The organism is Microbacterium sp. KU4F (assembly GCF_056868075.1).
The window spans coordinates 2,187,343-2,206,835 of record NZ_CP200324.1; the positions used below are offsets into that span (position 1 = coordinate 2,187,343).

Genomic DNA, 19,493 nt, shown 5'->3' on the forward strand with positions numbered 1-19,493 from the left:
CCGCGGATCGGATGCGCCCGCCCCCGCACTGATCGGATGCGGGGCGAGCATCGGGGGATGACAGACACCCTCGACGATGTCGTCTTCTCCTTCGACGCGGCACGGCGCGACGTGCTCGCAGCCGTCGAGGTGATCGAGACGGTCATCCGCGATGCCGCGAGTCTCGCGGCGGCGATCGCGTGGGCCTCGCCCGCGATGCGCGCCTTCCAGCTCGCCCACGATGCGTGGACCACAGCGCTCGCCGATGAGCGCCAGCGTCTGCTGGCCCTCGACGACGTGATCGCCGAGATCCGCAGCCGGGCGTTGGTCACCGGCGGCGGCAACCTCTTCGGATGGTGGTCGTCGTGACGGACGAGGTCGGCATCTCCTCCGGCGGGGCGGTCGCCGTCGACACGGCGCGGTTGCGGGATGCGGCCGCCGTGCTGGTGGGGGCGGCCGCGCGACTCGACGAGGCTGTCGCCGACATCGCCCGCGCCGATGCGCGCATCAGCGCGCACACGCTGCCGGTGCTGGGGCTGACTCAGGACGAGCGCCTCCGTGAGGTGGGTGCGCTGGCGGATCGCGCGCGGGAGCAGCAGGACCGGCTGCTCCTGTGCGCGGCGGTGTACGAGATCGCCGAGATGGGCGCAGAGGCCGCTCTCGCATCCGCCGCGGGAGACGCCGAGGCCGTCGCGCATGCTCGAGACCGGATCGCGGCCCTCGAGCATGCCTATCCCGGGGCGACGGAGTTGCTGCGGGCGGATTCCGGCTTGGGTGACGGCTGGACGTGGTTCACCCTGCTGATGCCGTTCCTCGCGGGAGCGAGCCTGGCCTCGGGGACTGTCATCGCGCGCCTGGCCGCGACGCGCGGCCGCATCCCGTTCGGCACGCATCCTTCCCCGACGGGGCGCCCCGTGCCGGAGATCGTGCCGCTGTCTCCCGCGGAGCGTCCGGCCGCAGCTCCACCGCGCTCGCGCCGGCCCTCGGGCGGATTCCTCAGGGCGGCGAGGCGCGGGTGCGCATAGAGAAGTACGCGACCGCATCCGGAACCGCGTACGCCGTGTACGTCGCCGGCACGAGCGGGCTCGGCGGCGACGAGGTGTGGGACATGGTCTCGAACGTGCAGGGGTACGGCGGTGAGCAGTCCGACGCCTACCTGGTCCTCACGGCGATGCTCGCCGAGGCGGGCGTGCAACCCGGCGACACGCTCTATCTCTACGGTCACTCGCAGGGCGGGATGCTGGTGGGTCAGGTCGCGGCGACCGGAGACTACGACGTGAGAGTGGTCGGGACCGCGGGCTCCCCGACCGCGGCCGATCCGGGTCCCGACGCGATCGCCGTCGATCTGCGTCACGGCGACGACCCGGTGGCGATGCTCGCCGGCGGGGGATTCGCCACCCGGGTGGGCGCGGAGGGGAGCTTCGTCGCCACGCGGGTCGTCGACCCCGCGCCCGGCCCGCAGGACCTCGGGCTGCCGGCGCACCACCTCACCGCCTACGCCGAGACGGCCGAACTCGTCGACGCCTCGGCGGATCCTCGGGTCGCTCAGGTGCACGAGCGGATGGCCGAGCTCGAGGGCGCCCGCCTCATCTCGGCGCAGGAGTTCGGCGCGCGTCAGGTCGATGCGGCACCCGGACGGCGCTCCGGTGCGGTCAGTCCCGCCTCTTCGGGCGCAGGATGACGCCGAAGATGCCGTTGATGACCGCGATGACGAGGGCCGCGACGACGCCCCACCAGAAGCTCTCGACCCGCAGACCCCAGTTCCAGAACCCGGTGATCCAGCTGGTCAGCCAGAGCAGGAATCCGTTCACGATGAGCGAGAACAGGCCGAGCGTGAGCACGTAGAGCGGGAAGGCGATCACCCTCACGACCGATCCCACGATCGTGTTCACGAGCGCGAAGACGAGTGCCACGATCAGCAGTGACAGCACGATCTCGAGCGTTCCGCCCGGCGGGAACGCGATGACGCTGACGCCGAGGACCGGGATGAGGGTCACGACCCAGATCGAGAACGCATTCACCACGACGCGGATGAGAAAGCCCATGCCGGAAGTGTGGCACGCGCCCCGCATCCGCGCTCCTAGACTCTCGGTGTGACAGAGCCGATTCCCGTTCGTGTGCGCCCAGAGATCGCGGCCCTGCCGGTCTACCGACAGGGGAAGCCGGCCGGTGCCGACGCGTTCAAGCTCTCGAGCAACGAGAACCCCTTCGCCCCGCTGCCTCGTGTGCTGGCCGCCCTCCGCGCCGCCGAGACGGTGAACCGCTACCCGGACGCGACCGCGGCAAGGCTCCGCGTGCGTCTGGCCGAGCGCTACGGCGTCGACGCCGACGAGGTGCACATCGGCGCCGGAAGTGCGTCGCTGCTCTCGCAGCTGGTCCTCGCGGTCGCGGGCCCCGGCGACGAGGTCGTCTACGCGTGGCGGTCCTTCGAGGCCTACCCGAGCTTCGTCACCGTCGCAGGCGCCGACCGCGTCGAGGTGCCGCTGACGGCCGAGGGCCGCCACGACCTGGTCGCGATGGCCGCGGCGATCACCCCACGCACCCGCGCCGTCATCGTGTGCAGCCCCAACAACCCCACCGGCCCGGTCGTGACGCAGGACGAGTTCGACACCTTCGTTACGGCGGTCCCCGCCGACGTGCTCGTCATCCTCGACGAGGCGTACGCCGAGTTCGTCACCGCGCCGGACGCGGTCGACGGCCTGCGTCGCACGGGCGTCACCCGCCCGAACGTCGTGGCGCTGCGCACCTTCTCGAAGGCCTACGGGCTTGCGGGGCTCCGCATCGGATACGCGATCGGTCACCGCCGCGTGCTGGATGCGGCGCGCGCCGTCGCCATCCCCCTCTCGGTCACCGCCACCGCCGAAGAGGCGGCGCTCGCGAGCCTCGACGCCGACGCCGAGCTGCTCGAGCGCGTGCGGGTGATCGCCGAGCGTCGCGACCGCGTCGCGGCGGGTCTTCGTGACGCCGGATGGCGGGTTCCCGAGGCGCAGGGCAACTTCGTCTGGCTCGCCACGGGAGAGGCCACGGCCGACGCCGCGGCGGCCTTCGACGAGGGCGGGCTGGTGGTCCGCGCCTTCGCAGGAGACGGCCTGAGGATCTCGATCGGCGAAGAAGAGTCTGTCGAGCAGATCCTACGAATTGCCGCATCCGTTGTGCGCGACCTCCCAGAAGGCCATCCCGCCAGCAGATAGCGTAGAGCCCGTGACCTCGCCCGACACGTTCTCTCCGGCCGACGACGACGCGCGGATGGTGCGGGTGCTGGCGGCGGACGGATCGTTCGCGCCGACCCCCGCCGCCGAGCCCTACCTCGCCGCCGTCGCCGCGATCGACGATGCCCAGCTCGAGACCTTCTACCGCGACATGGTGGTCGTGCGCGCCTTCGACCGGCAGGCGACGAACCTGCAGCGTCAGGGTCAGCTCGCCCTCTGGCCGCCGAGCTGGGGGCAGGAGGCCGCGCAGGTCGGGTCCGCTCACGCCGCGAGAGCGCAGGACCACCTCTTCCCCTCTTATCGCGAGCACGTCGTGTGCACCATCCGCGGCGTCGACCCGATCGACATCGTGCGGCTCATGCGCGGACTCACCCACGGCGGGTGGAACCCCTACGACCCCAAGAACGGCAACACGCACATCTACACGCTCGTGCTCGGCTCGCAGACGCTGCACGCCGCCGGCTTCGGCATGAGCCTCGTCTTCGACGGCAAGACCGGCACCGGCGACCTCGATCGCGACGAGGCCGTCATCGTCTACTACGGCGATGGCGCGTCCAGCCAGGGCGATGTGCACGAGGCGATGGTCTTCGCGGCGAGCTACCGCGCACCGCAGGTGTTCTTCCTCCAGAACAACCAGTGGGCCATCTCGGTCCCCGTCGCCACCCAGGCCTCGGCGCCGCTCTACCGCCGCGGCGAGGGCTACGGAATGCCGAGCGTCCAGGTCGACGGCAACGACGTGCTGGCGAGCTTCGCCGTCACGCGCCAGGCCCTCGACGAGGCGCGCGCCGGCGGCGGACCCCGCGCGATCGAGGCGATGACGTACCGCATGGGTGCGCACACGACCAGCGACGACCCGACCAAGTACCGCACCTCGGCGGAGGAGCAGTCGTGGGCCGAGCGCGACCCGATCGCCCGGATGGCGGCCTACCTGCGCTCGCGCGGCGCGTCGGACGCGTTCTTCGCCGACGTGGATGCGGCGGCCGCCGACTACGCCGAGGACGTCCGCGCCCGCACGGTCGCGCTCGGGTCCATCGGCACGGAGATGATGTTCGACCACGTCTACAGCGAGCCGCATCCGCTCGTCGACGAGCAGAAACGCTGGCTGGCCGAGTACGAAGCATCCCTCGAGGGAGGTCAGGCATGAGCGAGATGACCACCCTGCCGATGAGCAAGGCCCTGAACGCGGGTATGGCCCAGGCCATGCGCGACAGCGACCGTGTGCTGCTAATGGGTGAGGACATCGGTCCGCTCGGGGGCGTCTTCCGCGTCACCGAGGGCCTGCAGGCCGAGTTCGGCAAGAACCGCGTGATCGACACACCGCTCGCCGAGTCGGGCATCATCGGCACCGCGATCGGTCTCGCGATGGGCGGGTTCCGCCCCGTGTGCGAGATCCAGTTCGACGGCTTCGTCTTCCCTGGCTTCGACCAGATCACCACACAGCTGGCCAAGCTGACCAACCGCCACGAGGGCGCGCTGCGCATGCCCGTGGTCATCCGCATCCCGTACGGCGGGCACATCGGCGCCGTCGAGCACCACCAGGAGAGCCCCGAGGCGTACTTCACGCACACCCCGGGCCTGCGCGTGGTGAGCCCGTCCACGCCGAACGATGCGTACTGGATGATCCAGGACGCGATCGCCTCCGACGACCCGGTCGTCTTCCTCGAACCGAAGAGCCGCTACTGGCCCAAGGGCGAGGTGGACCTCTCGGCTCGGGCGCTGCCCCTGCACGCCTCCCGCATCGTGCGGCGGGGCACCGATGTGACGCTCGTCGGACACGGAGCCATGGTTTCGACGCTGCTGCAGGCGGCCGCGCTCGCCGAGAGCGAGGGGACCAGCTGCGAGGTCATCGACCTGCGCTCCCTCTCGCCCGTGGACTACGGCCCCATCCTCGACTCCGTCGCCCGCACGGGCCGCATGGTCTACGCGCAGGAGGCCCCGCAGTTCACCTCGCTCGGCTCCGAGATCGCCGCGACCGTCACCGAACGCGCGTTCTACTCGCTCGAGGCGCCGGTGCTGCGCGTGTCCGGCTTCGACGTGCCCTTCCCGCCCGCCAAGCTCGAGGGGCAGTACCTGCCCGATGCCGACCGCATCCTCGAGGCCGTCGACCGCGCCCTCGCCTACTGACCACTCCGCCCCTCATCCCATCCCGCCCCTCACGCCCTCATGACCGCGAGACTGCATTTCGAGCACGAGATCACGGTGTTTACCCGTGATCTCGTCACCAACTTGCAGTCTCGTGGGTGAAGGAACGGCGAAAGGAACCGCAATGAGCACGCAGACCTTCCACCTCCCGGATGTCGGCGAGGGCCTCACCGACGCCGAGATCGTCACCTGGCACGTCAAGAGCGGCGACACCGTCGCCGTCAACGACGTCATCGTCGAGATCGAGACGGCGAAGTCGCTCGTCGAGCTGCCCTCTCCCTTCGCCGGCGTGGTCGGCGAGGTGCTCGTCGAGGAGGGGCAGACGGTCGACGTCGGGGCCCCCATCATCACGATCGCGGATGCGGCGGCTCCCGCATCCGATGTCCCCGCACCCGGCGACCCGGGACTTCCGGCCCCCGCGGCCGAGCCCGAGGCGGGCGGCTCCGTCCTCGTCGGCTACGGCTCCGCCGGTGCCGTCACCTCGCGGCGCCGCAAGCCCGCCGCGGCGCCCGCCGCATCCGCCGCCGGGGTCGTGGCGAAGCCGCCGATCCGCAAGCTCGCCCGCGACCTGGGCGTCGACCTCTCCGCCGTGACGCCCAGCGGCGCCGCCGGCGAGGTGACACGCGACGACGTCGTGAAGCACGCGTCGCAGGCGAGCGTGTTCCGCAACATCGAGACGCCCGAGTGGCCCGAGGTGCGCGAGGAGACGATCCCGGTCGCCGCATCCGTGGCCGAGTCCGACCCGCGCGAGGAGTCCATCCCGGTGAGGGGTGTGCGCAAGGCGACGGCCGGGTCGATGGTGCGCAGCGCCTACTCCGCGCCGCACGTGACGGTGTGGACCGACGTCGACGCGACGCGCACGATGGAACTCGTGAAGCGCCTCAAGGCGTCGCCCGACTACGCAGACACGAAGGTCTCGCCGCTGCTGATCATGGCCCGTGCGGTCATCTGGGCGGTGCGTCGCACGCCCATGGTCAACGCCGCGTGGGTGGACGGCGACGACGGCGCGCAGATCAACCTCCGCCACTACGTGAACCTCGGCATCGCGGCGGCGACGCCGCGCGGCTTGATCGTCCCGAACATCAAGGACGCCCAGAACCTGAGCATGCGCGAGCTGGCGAAGGCCCTGGAGCGCCTGACGCTCACGGCGCGCGAGGGCAAGACCCCGCCCGCCGACCAGCAGCAGGGGACCATCACGATCACCAACATCGGCGTCTTCGGGATGGATGCGGGAACCCCCATCATCAACCCGGGTGAGGCCGGGATCATCGCGATGGGAACAATCCGTCAGAAGCCGTGGGTCGTCGATGGCGAGGTGCGCCCGCGCTTCGTGACGACGGTGTCCGGTTCGTTCGATCACCGCGTCATCGACGGTGACGGCATGAGCCGCTTCATCGCCGACGTCGCCGCCGTCCTCGAGGAGCCCGCCCTCCTCGTGGAGTGATCCCGTCGGGGCCGTTCCGCGCTCGGTGGTGCCGTCCGCGTGTGCCCGAGTTGCGTCGCACATGCGCAGATGCCACAGGTCTTCGCATCCGCCACAGTGATTTCCTGTCGCACTCGCGGAGAAGTGTGGCGGATGCGGGCCCGCACCCCACCTGGGCCCGCACCCGCCTGGGTCCGCACCCGCCTGGGTCCGCACCCGCCTGGCGCCGCACCCGCCTGGCGCCCGTACCCCGCCCGCACCCCGCCCGCAGCTGCGAACGCGACTAGCCGATCCGGACGCCTTCGAGACCGTGGGCGCTCTTGGCGCTCGCGACCGATACCGGTGGGAGCGTCCGGGTGGCCGTGGGTCGCGGAGCGTCGGAGGGAACGACGGGTGGGGCGTCGTCGTTGCCACGGCCGAGGTTGGTGACGCTCAGAACGATGGCCGTCGCCACGAGCGCAGCCACCACCACCGCGCCGACGATGAACCCCGGATGCGCGAAGGGGTTCCGCTCGGTGTCGGCGTTCTCAGCCATGACGATGCTCCTCTCAGGCTCCGGCGAGGATCGCCTATCAGGAGGATCGCCTATCAGTGGGTCACCACCACCGATCACGATCGTTCTGAACATCGGCCAGAGGATCGTCAGGGGCATCGTGACCCCTCACCACGGTGAGCGGGTGCCGAAGCTGCGGTCCGGTCTTCCGAGTTTGGCGACGCGGACGCACCGAGGCAGTTGCAACACACCGGGTGGGCCCCGGAATCTGTCGTACACGTGTTGAGCGAACTCGAACAGTGTGCCATCGTCGTGCTCAACCGATTTTGATAACGATTATCAGTAGGCGTAGAGTGACCGCCATGCCCCTGAAGACCCGACTTCTCCTCGCGCCCGCCCTCGTCGCCGGCGCCGCCCTCACGCTCGCCGGATGCGCGTCGGCCACGGCCGATCCGTCGCAGAGCTCCGCATCCGCCGACGCGATCACCATCGTCACCTCGACGAACGTGTACAGCCAGATCGCCGAGGAGATCGCGGGGGATGCGGCCACGATCACTCCCGTGATCTCGTCGGCCGCACAGGACCCGCACGAGTACGAGGCCACCGCCGCCGACCAGCTGACGGTGCAGAAGGCCGACCTCATCATCCAGAACGGTGGCGGGTACGACGCGTTCATGGACTCGCTCATCGACGCGAGCAAGTCCGAGGCGCCGGTGATCGTCGCGGCCGAGTACTCCGACAGCTGGCAGGGCGCCGAGGCGACCGAGCACGACACGGACGAGCTCGAAGCGAGCCCGCACTCCGAGCTGGAGCACGACCACGACCACATCGAGGGCTTCAACGAGCACGTCTGGTACGACCCGCACACGATCGAGCACGTGACCGAGGCGATCACCGAGGAGCTCTCGCGTCTCGTTCCCGACGAGGCGGAGACCTTCCAGGCGAACTCGACCGCGTTCCTCGCGCAGGTCGCCGGTCTCGAGAAGGCCCTCGACGACATCAAGGCCGCGCACGGCGGCGCCGAGGTCTTCGTGACCGAGCCGGTGCCGGGCTACCTGATCGCCGCCGCCGGACTCGAGAACGCCACGCCGGACGAGTTCAGCGAGGCCGTCGAAGAGGGCCAGGACGTGCCCGCGGCGGTGCTGCTGGCGGCTCTCAACGAGGTCAAGTCGGGCGAGGTGAAGGTCGTCATCGCGAACGCCCAGGCCGGCGGCGCCGAGACGACGCAGATCATCGACGCGGCGGGTACCGCGGGCATTCCGGTGCTCGAGTTCACGGAAACCCGTCCGGACGACCAGACTTACATCCAGTGGATGCAGAAGAACATCGAGGACCTCGCCGGAGCCCTCGACAAGTGACGACCGAGCGCGACCCGCTCGTCATCGCGTCCGCTGCGCTTCGGCGCGGCGGACGCGACCTGTGGCGCGGGCTGGATCTGACCGTCGCGCCCGGCGAGCTGGTTGCCATTCTCGGACCCAGCGGCGCCGGCAAGACGACGCTGCTGCGAGCGATCCTCGGCCTCGACAGGCTCAGCGAGGGAACGATCACGGCCCTCGGGGCGCCGGTCACCCGGGCCGGGAACCGGCGCATCGGCTACATCCCCCAGCAGCGCCCGCTGCCGCGCGACACCTCGATGCGCGGCCGCGATGTCGTCGCGCTCGGCGTGGACGGCCACCGCTTCGGTCTGCCGATCTCCCGCCGGCGCGACCGGGCTCGCGTCGACGAGCTCCTCGCCGCCGTGGGCGCCGAGACCTTCGCCGACCGTCCGGTCGGACTGCTCTCGGGCGGGGAGCAGCAGCGGCTCCGCGTCGGGCAGGCGCTCGCGGACGACCCCCGCCTGCTGCTGTGCGACGAGCCGCTGACGAGTCTCGACCTCGCGAACCAGCAGGCCGTGGTGTCGCTGATCGATCGGCATCGCCGGCAGCGTCAGGCCGGCGTTCTGTTGGTGACCCACGACATCAACCCGGTGCTCGACACGGTCGACCGCATCCTCTACATCGCCGGCGGCACCTTCATGCTCGGGACCCCTGACCAGGTGCTCGACTCCGCCGTGCTCAGTGACCTCTACGGCGCTCCCGTGCACGTGCTGCGGGCGGGCGGACGCCTCGTCGTCGTCGGAGCGCCGGATGCGGAGCAGTCGCACCACCACCATCACGACCACGAGGACCACGCATGAACTGGAGCGACGTCGGCGACGCGCTGTTCGGAGGCGTGGCCCAGTACGGCCAGATCCTCGAGCTCGTGCAGAACTCGGTGTGGGCGGGCGCCGTCCTCGGCATCGTCGGCGGTCTCATCGGCGTGTTCGTGATGCAGCGCGACATGGCCTTCGCGGTGCACGGCATCAGCGAACTCTCCTTCGCCGGCGCCGCTGCCGCCCTCCTCCTCGGCTTCGACGTCGTGACGGGATCCATCGTCGGCTCGATGATCGCCGCAGCCCTCATCGGCTGGCTCGGCTCCCGCGCGCGCGACCGGAACTCGATCATCGGTGTGCTGATGCCCTTCGGACTCGGTCTCGGCATCCTCTTCCTCTCGCTGTACAACGGACGAAGCGCCAACCGGTTCAGCCTGCTCACGGGCCAGATCGTCTACGTGCAGACCGGGCAGCTCGGCGTGCTCATCGCGATCGCGGCCGTGGTGCTGGTGGGTCTGCTGCTCATCTGGCGCCCGCTGCGCTTCGACTCGCTGGACCCCCAGTCGGCCGCCGCGCGCGGTGTGCCGACGAGGGCGGTCTCGCTCGCCTTCATGCTGCTGCTCGGGCTCATCGTGGCCGTCGCCGTGCACATCATCGGCGCGTTGCTCGTGCTCGCGCTGCTCGTGACCCCCGCAGCGGCCGCGATGCGCATCTCCACCGGCCCGCTCGCGGTGCCGCTGTGGGCTGCGCTGTTCGGCGTCGTCTCCGCCGTCGGCGGCATCCTGCTCGCGGTGGCGGGAACCCTGCCGGTGAGCCCGTACATCACGACGATCTCGTTCGTCATCTACATCGTCTGCCGCGCGATCGGAGCACGTCGCGACCGCGTGACGCGTGCCGCCTGAGAACAGCGCCCGGCCCGCTGCCAGGGTGCGCGGGTAGGATTCGGGCATGGCTCAGCGCAACACCTGGCAGCGCGAGCGCGTCCGCGAAGCCCTCTCCGACGCGCAGGGTTTCGTCAGCGCCCAGACGCTGCACGCGCGGTTGCGCGACGACAACACCGGCATCGGCCTGGCCACCGTCTACCGCGCGCTCGCGGGGCTCGCCGCCGGCGGCGACGCCGATTCGCTGCAGAGCCCCGAGGGCGAGAACCTCTACCGCGCCTGCGTGACCAGCGGCCACCACCATCACCTCATCTGCCGGCAGTGCGGTCTGACGGTCGAGATCGAGGCCTCGGAGGTCGAGGAGTGGGCTCAGCGCACGGCCGCGAGCCACGGCTTCACCTCCGCCGAGCACGTCGTCGACATCTTCGGGCTCTGCGGTGCGTGCACCGCCGCCCGGGCGAATGAGCGTGACGACTAGTCGCACCGAGCGCGCGAGGTCGGCGTCGCCGCGGCGCTCGTCCGGCTCGCGTACGTCCGTGGCGCTGAGTCACGGACTGGCGCTCATCGTCGTGATGGCGGCGATCTACATCTTCGCGCCGCAGCTGCTTCCGGCGGACGTCCCCACGCGCCTCCAGGACGGGGTCACGCTCGCGCTCAGTGTGCTCATCGAGTCGCTGCCGTTCGTGGCGCTGGGCGTCGTGCTCTCGATCCTCGTCCAGGTGTGGCTGCCCGCCGGCGTCCTGGAGCGGTGGATGCCGCGACGCGCCTGGGCGCGGCGGGCGGTGCTGTCGTTGCTGGGCATGATCGTGCCGGTGTGCGAGTGCGGCAACGTCCCCTTCGCGCGCGGCCTGCTCATGCGCGGTTTCAGCGTCTCCGAGACGATGACCTTCCTGATCGCCGCGCCGATCGTGAACCCCATCGTGATCATCACGACGCACCAGGCCTTCGGCTTCAGCGACGGCATCCTCATCGCGCGCCTGCTGGGCGGCTACGCGGTGGCGAACCTCATCGGCTGGCTCTACAGCCGCCACCCGTCGCCCGACGCCCTGCTGACCGACCGTTTCCGCGCGACGTGCGAGGTCGTCGTCCACGAACGCGGCGGGCGCGGTCGCCGCTCCCTGGCGCAGTTCCTCGTCGAGCTGCGTGCGGTCATGCCCGCGCTCGTGATCGGCTCCGCGCTCGCCGGTGCGGTGCAGGTTCTCGTGCCGCGCAACGCGCTGCTGGCCATCGGCTCGAACCCCGTGCTGTCGATCGTGGCGATGATGATGCTCGCGATCGTCGTCTCGATCTGCTCGAACATCGACGCCTTCTTCGCGCTCTCCTTCGCCTCGACGTTCACCCCCGGCTCGCTGGTCGCCTTCCTGGTGACCGGTCCGCTCGTGGACGTGAAGATGATCGCGCTGCTGCGCACGACCTTCTCCACCCGCGCGCTCGTCGGGATCGTCACGACGGTCCTGCTGTTCGCCTTCGCGCTCGGAGCGGTGGTGAATCTTCTTGCGTAGCGTGCTCACCCGCTGGCTGGGCGCGGGACTCGCCGCGGCCCTCGCCGTCATCACCCTCGTGCTCGCCGTCACCGGCCGTATCGGCCTCTACATCAACCCCGACGGCGCCTGGTTCGCCATCGGCATGGCCGTCGTCGTACTCGTCGGCACGGCGCTCAGCTTCGTGCTGCCGTTGGGCGCGGAAGACGACCACGGCCACGACCACGGCGAGGTCCACGACGACGACCACGCGCATCACGCTCACGAGCGCCGCGTGTCGCCCGGAGCGGTTGCGGCGGTGGCCGGCGGCGTTCTCGCCTCGGGCGTCGTGGTCACGATGCTGGCGCTTCCGCCCGCATCCCTCTCGGCAGAGCTCGCCGCATCCCGCGACGTCGGCGCGCCTCCGCTGTTCGCCGGATCGGATGTGGTCTCGCTCGCCTCGACCGGCGACACCTCCAAGTTCGGCGTGGGGGACTGGGCTGCCGTGTTCGCCACGGCGACCAACCCCGACGCGTTCGAGGGCGACGCGGTGACCCTGACGGGCTTCGTCAGCGGCGACATCGACGGCGGATTCGACCTCAGTCGTCTGGTCATCACGCACTGCGTCATCGACGCTCAGCCGGCGCGCCTGGCCATCTCGGCGGATGCGGCCGCGCCGTCTACCGGGCAGTGGGTCACCGTCTCCGGCACGGTGCGCGCGACCGGATCCGGACAGCTGGCGATCGTCGCCGAACAGGTCACGCCGATCGACGAGCCGAGCGATCCCTATGAGTACTGACGCCGCGCGCCCGTCGCGACGTGAGCAGTCCCGGCGCCGCCGCATCCGCGCGTACCTCGGGGCCTTTGCGATCGTGCTGGCCGTGCTGGCGCTCGCGGGAGCCGCCGCGGGAGCGGTCGGGACCCTCCAGGGTCCGAGGGTGACGAACGTGCAGTTCGACCCGCAGGCTGCGGTGTCCACCTCCGGCTCACGCCTGATCCTCACCACGACGCAGACCCTCACGGCGATCGACCCCTCGCAGGTCACGGTCAGTCCCGTCGCGGACTTCGCGGTGGAGACGTCGGGCCGCAGCATCGGAGTGCGCTTCACGCTGCCCCTGCGCGACGACACGGACTACACGGTCACCGTCGCGGGTGTCACGGGGCAGGGATCGGATGCGGCCGTCACGCTCACCGATAGCTTCCACACCCCGCCGCTGTCGGTGTACCTGCTCCAGCGCGGCGAGGACGGCGAACACGACACCGTCTTCCGAACCTCGCTGTCGGGCGAGGACGCGGTCCCGGTCTTCACGCACCGCCACATCGAGGACTTCCGCGCGACGAGTGCGCACCTCGTGATGTCGGTCGTCGACGACGACGGCTCGAACGAGCTCATCGTGACCGACCTCGACGGGCAGGGAGAGCGATCCCTCCCCTTGCCCGGCACGGGGCCGATCCAGGACCTGCAGACCGCCGATCGGGGCGAGACGATCGGCTACACCTACACCGACCCCGATATGACGGCCGCGGGAGCCCGGGCGAGCGTGCTCTACACCGCCTCGCTCAAACCGGCCGACGCCGACACCCCACCGACCCGCATCGACGTGTCGGGCGAACCGGCGAGCGTGGCGCAGTGGAGCTTCGTGCCCGATACCGACAGCATCCTCATGCTCTCGTTCCAGGGCCGGTTGCTGCTCGCGCCGCCGTCGGGCGCCGATCCCGTCGACCTGGGGGCGGCCGCGCAGATCGAGGGCATCGCCCGCGGCTCGACGACGGCCATCGTGCTGCGCGCAGACGGGCTCGTCACGATCTCGCTCGTCGACGGTTCGGAGGAGCCGCTCGTCTCGGCGCAGGATGCCACGGGATACCTCGGCGGCGTCGTTCCGCTCACGGGCGAGAGGACGCTGCGCCAGTACACCGACCCGAACGGGGCGGGATCCTCGCTCCTGCTGGTGGACGGTGAGGGTCATGCGAAACCGGTGTTCACGGTGGCGGCGAGCTCGGCGCTGCTGCAGACGTGCGTGTCGCCGTCGGGGCGGTACGCGGCCGTGCTCGTGCAGCCGGATGCGGCCACGAACCCGTACGTGACGAGCTACGCCCTGCCGGTGCCCGAGACGGTCGAGACCCACATCCTGGATCTCGACAGCGAGACCGAGGTGTCCAGCCTCGGCGCCTTCGACATCTCGTGGTGCCAGGTTCCGCTGCGATGACGACCCACGTGCCGGCCACGCGCGAGGCGCTGACCGATCTGCCGGTGGAGGTTGCGCCGCGCCTGCTCGATGCGCTGCTCGAGGTCGAGCTCGACGGCGAACGCGTCGTACTGCGCCTCAGCGAGGTCGAGGCGTATCACGGGCGCGGAACGGGCGACGTTCCCGATCCGGGGTCGCACGCCCGTATGGGACCGACGCCCCGCAACGCCACGATGTGGGGTGAGCCCGGTCACCTGTACGTGTACCTGAGCCACGGCATCCACTCCTGCGTGAACGTGGTCTGCGGGCCTGCGGGGGTTGCCGGCGGTGTGCTGCTGCGCGGAGCGGAGGTCGTCGAGGGTGCGGATGCGGCGCGTCGCCGGCGGAGCGCGCGCGGTGTGGCGCGCCAGGACCGGGATCTCGCCCGCGGACCGGGCCGGCTCGGCGACGCGTCGGGGCTGCGCCATCCCGTGCACGACGGCATCGATGCGGTGACCGGCGACATGCGGGCAGGAGCTCGTGCCCGGCTCCTCTTGCCGGTGAGCCCGCGCCGAGACATCGCCACCGGGCCGCGCGTCGGGGTGGCGGGTGTCGCCGGCGGCGACGAGTTCCCCTGGCGCTTCTGGATCCCCGACGACCCCACCGTCTCGGCATTCCGCTGGGGGCGCGGCGCCGGACCCGCGCTCAGCGCAGCGCGGTGACCGCGGCGAAGGCCGCCTTGATGGCCCGCATCCGCTTCTCGTAGCGGGCCGCCAGGAAGATGAGCGCGACCCCGCCGAGGCCCAGCCACAGCCACCAGAAGGCCACGTAGGCGGCGGCGATCCACGGCCACAGCTGCGCGATCGCGTGCACGAGCAGCACCGCCGAGCCCACCACGAGCGGCGCCTGGAGAGCGCGGACCGCTCCGACGATCACGAGGGCGATGGCCACGGCGCCCAGGGCGATCACGCGCCACAGCGCCGCGTCGGGGTCGAAATCGTACGCGAGCGACGGCAGCGTCACGAGTGCGAGCCACCCGCCGAGTGCGGGCCACGAGCGCCGGGCGGGTTCTGCCCGCATCCGGACGATGCCCACCGCGAGTCCCGCGAGAGCGGGCGGCACGGTGATCACCTCGATGATCGTGATCACCGCAGGCGCCGTCGATGCCGCGGTGACGAGGGCGAAGGCGCCGGCGGCGCAGAGCAGGACGAGGCCGCTGCGGCGGCGCAGCGCCCAGCCCGACACTCCGGCAGCGCTCAGCACGACCATGATCAGCAGCACGCGGACCGTGGACTGCGCCGTGTCGAACACGGTGAGCGCGGCGATCGTGAACGCGCCGACCGCCGCGGAGAGCACGATCATCGCGGCGAGATCGACACCCGCACCGGCGCGAGTTCGCAGCGCCGCGATCACGATGGCGGTGACCAGCCCGAGCGCCGCGAGACTCCAGATCTCCGGCTCGACCGTGGACAGCGGTGCGGCCTGCGCCGTGAGAAGCAGGATGCGGATTCCCGCCGCCGTGGCGAGGGTCACCGCGCTCGCGACTGCCGCGACGGCCGCGACGCCGCGCCAGCGCTCGCGTCCGAGCATGAGGGCGGATGCCACACCGACCAGCGCTGCGGCGCTCATCGTCACGGCGGTCGTCGCCGGTGCCCCGTCAAGCCGCAGGGCGACGGTGACGACGACGAAGGCGGAGCCCACCGCGGCGACGGATGCGGGGACGCCGGCCCGCGCGCCGATGCGGACGAGGCCCACCGCCACCGCGACCGTGCCGATGCCGACGACGAGGGACGCGATCGTGGGTGCCGCCGCATCCGTTCCTGCGCTGCGGACCGCCATCGCCCAGGTGGCGGCGAGGAGCACGAGCACGGAGGGCGTCTTGAGACGCCCGACGTCGGGCACCGGAGCCAGCACCAGGGTGAGGGCACCCGCGAGCGCAAGCGCGATCACCAGCCAGGTGCGCAGCGGTTCGACGGGGGCGAAGACGCTCGGCAGCGCGGTGAGTGCGAGTCCCGCCAACCATGCGGCCCGCTCGAGCGGGCTGGTGCGGTCGGCGCGCACGGCGGCCAGAACGGCCCCTGCCGCGAGGGCGATCCCGACGGGGACGAAGGCCAGCTCGACCTGGGTGAACACGCCGCCGGCGAGCATCAGGGCGCCGGCGATCAGGGCCACACCCCACGTGGTCCAGCGCAGCGCCGGTGTCAGCGGGATGCGGTGCGCGCCGGCGGAGACCAGGTGCAGGGCGAGCAGGGCGAGCATGAGCGCCAGACCCACCACGAGCGAGTCGTGCGTTGCGACCGAGTCGATGACGGCGCCCGCGGCGACGAGGGTCGCGACGGGACCCGCGACGGTCGCGACGCTCACCGTGGCTGCGGAGCCCGCCCGCGCGAGGCCGACGCCGGCGATCAGCGTCACTGCCACGCCTGCCGCCGCCCAGACACTCGCCACCTCGGGTCCGGTGATGACGAGGCCGCTCACCGCGAGCAGCAGTGCGCCGAGCGCCGTCGTCGCCGCGGCCAGTCCGGGAGCAGACGAACGCAGCCGCGGCCAGAACGCCGACGCCCCGGCGATGGCCGTGGCGGCCGCGGCCACGACGACGCCGCGCACCGTGTCTGCGTCGAGCGCGGCGGCCGCGGGCGGCAGAAGACCCACGCCGACTCCGAGCGCCGCTGCGATCGTCGCCTCGGGGACGCGGCCGAGCCGATTCAGCAGGAGCGCGAAGACGACGAGCCCGACGGCCGGCGGGACGACATACGCCTCGAGGGCGGCTCCGGGCCAGGCCGAGGCGAGCCACAGCCACAGCGCCGCGGTCGCTGCCGCGAACGCCGGCCAGGCCAGCAGGCGCCGCGGCGCCGCGGCCACGGGCACGCCACCCGCGGTCGTCGCCCGCCAGCCGTGCGTGACGGATGCGGCGCCGATGGCGATCGCGACGATCGCGACGAACGCGCCGCCCCACTCCGCCGGCACGGGGAACAGCACCCGACCGCGCGGAAGCGGCGTCGGCCACGCGGCGATCGCGATCACGATCGCCGCGCCCAGGTCGGACGCCAGTCGCACGTGCGGGATGCGGGCGCGGAGCGCGACCGCGGCGGCGGTCGCGACGACGAGCGCTGCCGCCGCCGCCGTCACGAGTGCGGTGGTGAACAGCGGCGCGACGAGGAGGGTGAGCAGGGCCACCGCGCCGGATGCCGCCGTGGGTGCGGTGAACAGGGCGCTCGCCCAGGAGATGGGGCTCTCGCGGTGGCGTGCGGTCAGCGCGACCAAAGCGACGACCAGTAGGGCCGCCCGCGCGATGCCCAGGCCCGGTTCGAGCAGGGCGCGCTCGGCGAGCGGCGAGGTGCCCAGCGCCGCCGCGGCGGGGAGGGAGACGGCGAGCAGCACCGTCGTCGCGAGGGCGAGCGCCCGGCGCGATGCGGCGTCGCGCCAACCGAGCAACGAGGCGAGCGCCGCCACCAACGCGACCCACTGCAGCAGAACGAAGGCGCTGCCCGCGGCGGCCGCATCCGATGCCCCGCTGAGCTGGACGGCCAGCGCGTTCGGCGCGATCGTCGCCGACACCGCGAGCACGCCGATCGGGACCACGGCGAGAGCCGCCGCGAGCCCGCCCGTGGCGCGTGCGGCCCACCGGTGAGCTACGGGCAGCAACGCCACGACGGCCACCGCGGCGATCCACAACCAGAGGGCAGACAAGCCGGTCAGGTAGGCGGCGCCGGCGCCGATGAATCCCGCGATGAGCCATCCCGTCGTGTCCGCACGCCTGCGCATCGCGACGACGGATGCGACCGCGACGACGACACCCGCAGCGACCGCGGCCGCGGGGATCAGCGTGAGGGCCGCGGCGGAGGTCAGCAGAAGAGCGCACACCACCGGGCGCACGTGCCGCAGGGAGCCTCGTTGTGCCGTGGGTGCGATGAAGAGGAGCACGCTGAGCACCGTCGCTGCGACGAGTGCCAGGAGGGGGATCTCGAGCGAGCCGCCGGTGGCCTCGAACGCCTCTGTGCGCCACGGCACCCAGGTCTCGGAGATCGCCAGCGCGGCCCGCACAGACCACATCAGGATGTGCACGGCGAGCGAGCAGACCGCGACGACGCCGGTGGTGATCGCGGCGGGAACCAGCCAGGGCGCCCGCATCCGCGCCCGGTCCAGCGCCACAGCTGTGGCGACGGCCAGGACGGGAGCGATCAGCACGCCGAACACGGGCAGATCGCTCCGGGCGGCGAGCTGCCACCCCGCGGTCGCGAGAGCGAGGGCCGCCAGTACGGATGCGGCGGCGCCGAGCCACGCGCCGGCGACCCGCGCGGGTGCCGCGGGGCGCAGCACGAAGGCGTACGCGGACCCGATCACGAACACGCCGGCGTTTGCCCAGATCGCTCCGCCGACCCCTTCGACGAACAGCGGCGTCAGCAGCGCGCCCGCCGCCAGGGCGGACGGTCCGACGATCGCGAGCACGAGGCGCTCGAGGGCGCCGTCAGCACCCGATCGGGCCGAGGATGCGGGGGCGGGGAGCGCGTGCACGAGTCCGCCGACCGCGGCGCCGAGGAGCCCCGCGATCAGCGCCTCGGACGATGGCAGTGCGACGGCGCCGCCGAGCAGGAACCCGCATCCCGCGGGCAACGCGAGCGATGCGGCGAGGTCGGGGGTGCGCAGACGTGAGAACCGGGCCCACGTGCGGCCGATGACCGCCACCGCCAGGGCGCCGATGCCGGTCCAGACGGCCGCTCGGAGGCTCGCTGCGCCGAACAGATCGTTGACGTACACCGCCCAGGTGTCGAGTGCCAGCAGCACGACGCCGAGCGCCGCGATGCCCTCCGCCGTGGCGGTGAGGCCCCGGCGTCGCAGGAGCGACGCGCCGCCGATCGTGAGAAGCGTGATCGCCCCCACGATCACCGCGCGCAACGCGATGCCGGCGACGAACCAGGCGAGCAGCAGGAAGAACACCGCCGCGACGCCGACGAGCGAGACGCCCACGATGAGCAGCAGCACGGGCACGGTGAGGCGGCGTCGGCGGGGCTCCGGCGCGGGAGCCGGCGATGGGGGAGGCGGGGATGCGGGGGTTGGGGGAACAGGTACGGAGTGAACGGGGTCTACGCGCGCGGCCTCGGCCTCGCGTCGGGGGAGGTCCGGTGCATCCGAAGGTGCGACGGTACCGGGCGCGGTGACGACAGCGGCCGGCGCGGCGGCGTGCTGGCGGGCGGCGAGAGCTGCCTGCTCTGCCAGCGCCGCCCGCTCGGCGAGGGCCGCCTGTCGTGCGGCGACGGCGCTCTCGCGGACGGCCGCCATGATGCTCTGGCGCGTGGCCTCCGCATCCGCCATCGTCTGGCCGATCGCGAGGACCTGACCCATCCGCGGGTCGTCGAGTGGCTGGCCGCACAGGGCGCAGGGCGAACCGGTGATGACGGCGAAGCAGGACGGGCACTTGTGCGGGTCGCCGAGCTCGCGCGCGGATGCGGGCCAGCGGCCGCCCTGCGGTGTGTCCGTCATCGTCTCCCCCGAATCGACGGCGATCGCTGCCGTCACGTCATCGTGGCAGGGTGGCGTCGCTTCAGAGCGTCAGCGCACGGTGCGCTGTGGACAACGGTGGCGCGGGGATCGGCCGGGGAGGGCTCTCGT

General features: G+C 71.9%; 18 protein-coding genes. 15 read left to right on the forward strand and 3 right to left on the reverse strand.

The window, feature by feature from the left end; translation table 11 throughout:
- Positions 1–57 precede the first annotated feature (57 nt).
- Genes AC1VNH_RS11185 through AC1VNH_RS11195 form a run of 3 tightly spaced genes read left to right on the forward strand, consistent with a single transcriptional unit; the run spans position 58 to position 1,660 of the window.
- Positions 58–348, forward strand: a complete 291-nt coding sequence (locus AC1VNH_RS11185) for a hypothetical protein (protein ID WP_483111445.1) — start codon at positions 58–60, stop codon at positions 346–348.
- The gene (locus AC1VNH_RS11190; RefSeq protein ID WP_483111446.1) at positions 333–1,004 is read left to right on the forward strand and encodes a hypothetical protein; all 672 of its coding nucleotides are present in this window, start codon (positions 333–335) and stop codon (positions 1,002–1,004) included. The genes AC1VNH_RS11185 and AC1VNH_RS11190 overlap by 16 nt, the downstream gene beginning before the upstream one ends.
- Positions 995–1,660 carry a hypothetical protein gene (locus AC1VNH_RS11195; RefSeq protein WP_483111447.1) on the forward strand — a complete coding sequence of 222 codons (666 nt, stop codon included), beginning with the start codon at positions 995–997 and terminating at the stop codon, positions 1,658–1,660. Before AC1VNH_RS11190 ends, AC1VNH_RS11195 begins: the two co-directional genes overlap by 10 nt.
- Here AC1VNH_RS11195 and AC1VNH_RS11200 read toward each other — a convergent pair.
- On the reverse strand, positions 1,632–2,024 hold the full coding sequence (locus AC1VNH_RS11200; RefSeq protein WP_483111448.1) for a phage holin family protein: 393 nt from the start codon (positions 2,022–2,024) through the stop codon (positions 1,632–1,634). The two genes, AC1VNH_RS11195 and AC1VNH_RS11200, sit on opposite strands and share 29 nt — an antisense overlap.
- Positions 2,025–2,072: 48 nt before the next feature.
- Between AC1VNH_RS11200 and AC1VNH_RS11205 the strand changes: the two genes are divergently transcribed.
- The 4 genes from AC1VNH_RS11205 to AC1VNH_RS11220 all read left to right on the forward strand — a co-directional run bounded on the left by AC1VNH_RS11205 (position 2,073) and on the right by AC1VNH_RS11220 (position 6,774).
- Positions 2,073–3,170 (forward strand): histidinol-phosphate transaminase, encoded by a 1,098-nt coding sequence (locus AC1VNH_RS11205; protein WP_483111450.1) that lies wholly within the window; start codon positions 2,073–2,075, stop codon positions 3,168–3,170.
- Between the two features lie 55 nt (positions 3,171–3,225).
- Positions 3,226–4,332 (forward strand): thiamine pyrophosphate-dependent enzyme, encoded by a 1,107-nt coding sequence (locus AC1VNH_RS11210; RefSeq protein ID WP_483112722.1) that lies wholly within the window; start codon positions 3,226–3,228, stop codon positions 4,330–4,332.
- Positions 4,329–5,312, forward strand: a complete 984-nt coding sequence (locus AC1VNH_RS11215; protein ID WP_234074023.1) for an alpha-ketoacid dehydrogenase subunit beta — start codon at positions 4,329–4,331, stop codon at positions 5,310–5,312. The genes AC1VNH_RS11210 and AC1VNH_RS11215 overlap by 4 nt, the downstream gene beginning before the upstream one ends.
- Before the next feature lie 142 nt (positions 5,313–5,454).
- Complete coding sequence (locus AC1VNH_RS11220) at positions 5,455–6,774, forward strand: dihydrolipoamide acetyltransferase family protein (RefSeq protein ID WP_137418576.1); 1,320 nt, start codon at positions 5,455–5,457, stop codon at positions 6,772–6,774.
- A gap of 262 nt (positions 6,775–7,036) precedes the next feature.
- On the opposite strand, the gene AC1VNH_RS11225 is transcribed toward AC1VNH_RS11220, so the two are convergent.
- Positions 7,037–7,405 carry a hypothetical protein gene (locus AC1VNH_RS11225; RefSeq protein ID WP_483111452.1) on the reverse strand — a complete coding sequence of 123 codons (369 nt, stop codon included), beginning with the start codon at positions 7,403–7,405 and terminating at the stop codon, positions 7,037–7,039.
- A gap of 203 nt (positions 7,406–7,608) precedes the next feature.
- Between AC1VNH_RS11225 and AC1VNH_RS11230 the strand changes: the two genes are divergently transcribed.
- The 8 genes from AC1VNH_RS11230 to AC1VNH_RS11265 all read left to right on the forward strand — a co-directional run bounded on the left by AC1VNH_RS11230 (position 7,609) and on the right by AC1VNH_RS11265 (position 14,605).
- Positions 7,609–8,604 (forward strand): metal ABC transporter solute-binding protein, Zn/Mn family, encoded by a 996-nt coding sequence (locus tag AC1VNH_RS11230; RefSeq protein ID WP_483111453.1) that lies wholly within the window; start codon positions 7,609–7,611, stop codon positions 8,602–8,604.
- Positions 8,601–9,422: a metal ABC transporter ATP-binding protein gene (locus tag AC1VNH_RS11235; RefSeq protein ID WP_483111454.1), complete on the forward strand. Its 822-nt coding sequence runs from the start codon at positions 8,601–8,603 to the stop codon at positions 9,420–9,422. Before AC1VNH_RS11230 ends, AC1VNH_RS11235 begins: the two co-directional genes overlap by 4 nt.
- A complete protein-coding gene (locus tag AC1VNH_RS11240; protein WP_483111455.1) occupies positions 9,419–10,279 on the forward strand; it encodes a metal ABC transporter permease in 861 nt (286 codons plus the stop codon). The genes AC1VNH_RS11235 and AC1VNH_RS11240 overlap by 4 nt, the downstream gene beginning before the upstream one ends.
- 46 nt (positions 10,280–10,325) lie before the next feature.
- Positions 10,326–10,736: a Fur family transcriptional regulator gene (locus tag AC1VNH_RS11245; RefSeq protein WP_137418581.1), complete on the forward strand. Its 411-nt coding sequence runs from the start codon at positions 10,326–10,328 to the stop codon at positions 10,734–10,736.
- A 94-nt stretch (positions 10,737–10,830) separates the two neighbouring features.
- Positions 10,831–11,760 (forward strand): permease, encoded by a 930-nt coding sequence (locus AC1VNH_RS11250; RefSeq protein WP_307325893.1) that lies wholly within the window; start codon positions 10,831–10,833, stop codon positions 11,758–11,760.
- Positions 11,753–12,517, forward strand: a complete 765-nt coding sequence (locus tag AC1VNH_RS11255) for a TIGR03943 family putative permease subunit (RefSeq protein ID WP_483111457.1) — start codon at positions 11,753–11,755, stop codon at positions 12,515–12,517. Before AC1VNH_RS11250 ends, AC1VNH_RS11255 begins: the two co-directional genes overlap by 8 nt.
- Positions 12,507–13,925, forward strand: a complete 1,419-nt coding sequence (locus AC1VNH_RS11260; RefSeq protein WP_483111459.1) for a hypothetical protein — start codon at positions 12,507–12,509, stop codon at positions 13,923–13,925. The genes AC1VNH_RS11255 and AC1VNH_RS11260 overlap by 11 nt, the downstream gene beginning before the upstream one ends.
- Positions 13,922–14,605 carry a DNA-3-methyladenine glycosylase gene (locus AC1VNH_RS11265; protein WP_483111460.1) on the forward strand — a complete coding sequence of 228 codons (684 nt, stop codon included), beginning with the start codon at positions 13,922–13,924 and terminating at the stop codon, positions 14,603–14,605. Before AC1VNH_RS11260 ends, AC1VNH_RS11265 begins: the two co-directional genes overlap by 4 nt.
- On the opposite strand, the gene AC1VNH_RS11270 is transcribed toward AC1VNH_RS11265, so the two are convergent.
- Entirely contained in the window at positions 14,589–19,400 is a 4,812-nt protein-coding gene (locus AC1VNH_RS11270) for an SCO7613 C-terminal domain-containing membrane protein (protein WP_483111461.1), read from the reverse strand. The two genes, AC1VNH_RS11265 and AC1VNH_RS11270, sit on opposite strands and share 17 nt — an antisense overlap.
- Positions 19,401–19,493: the final 93 nt, after the last annotated feature.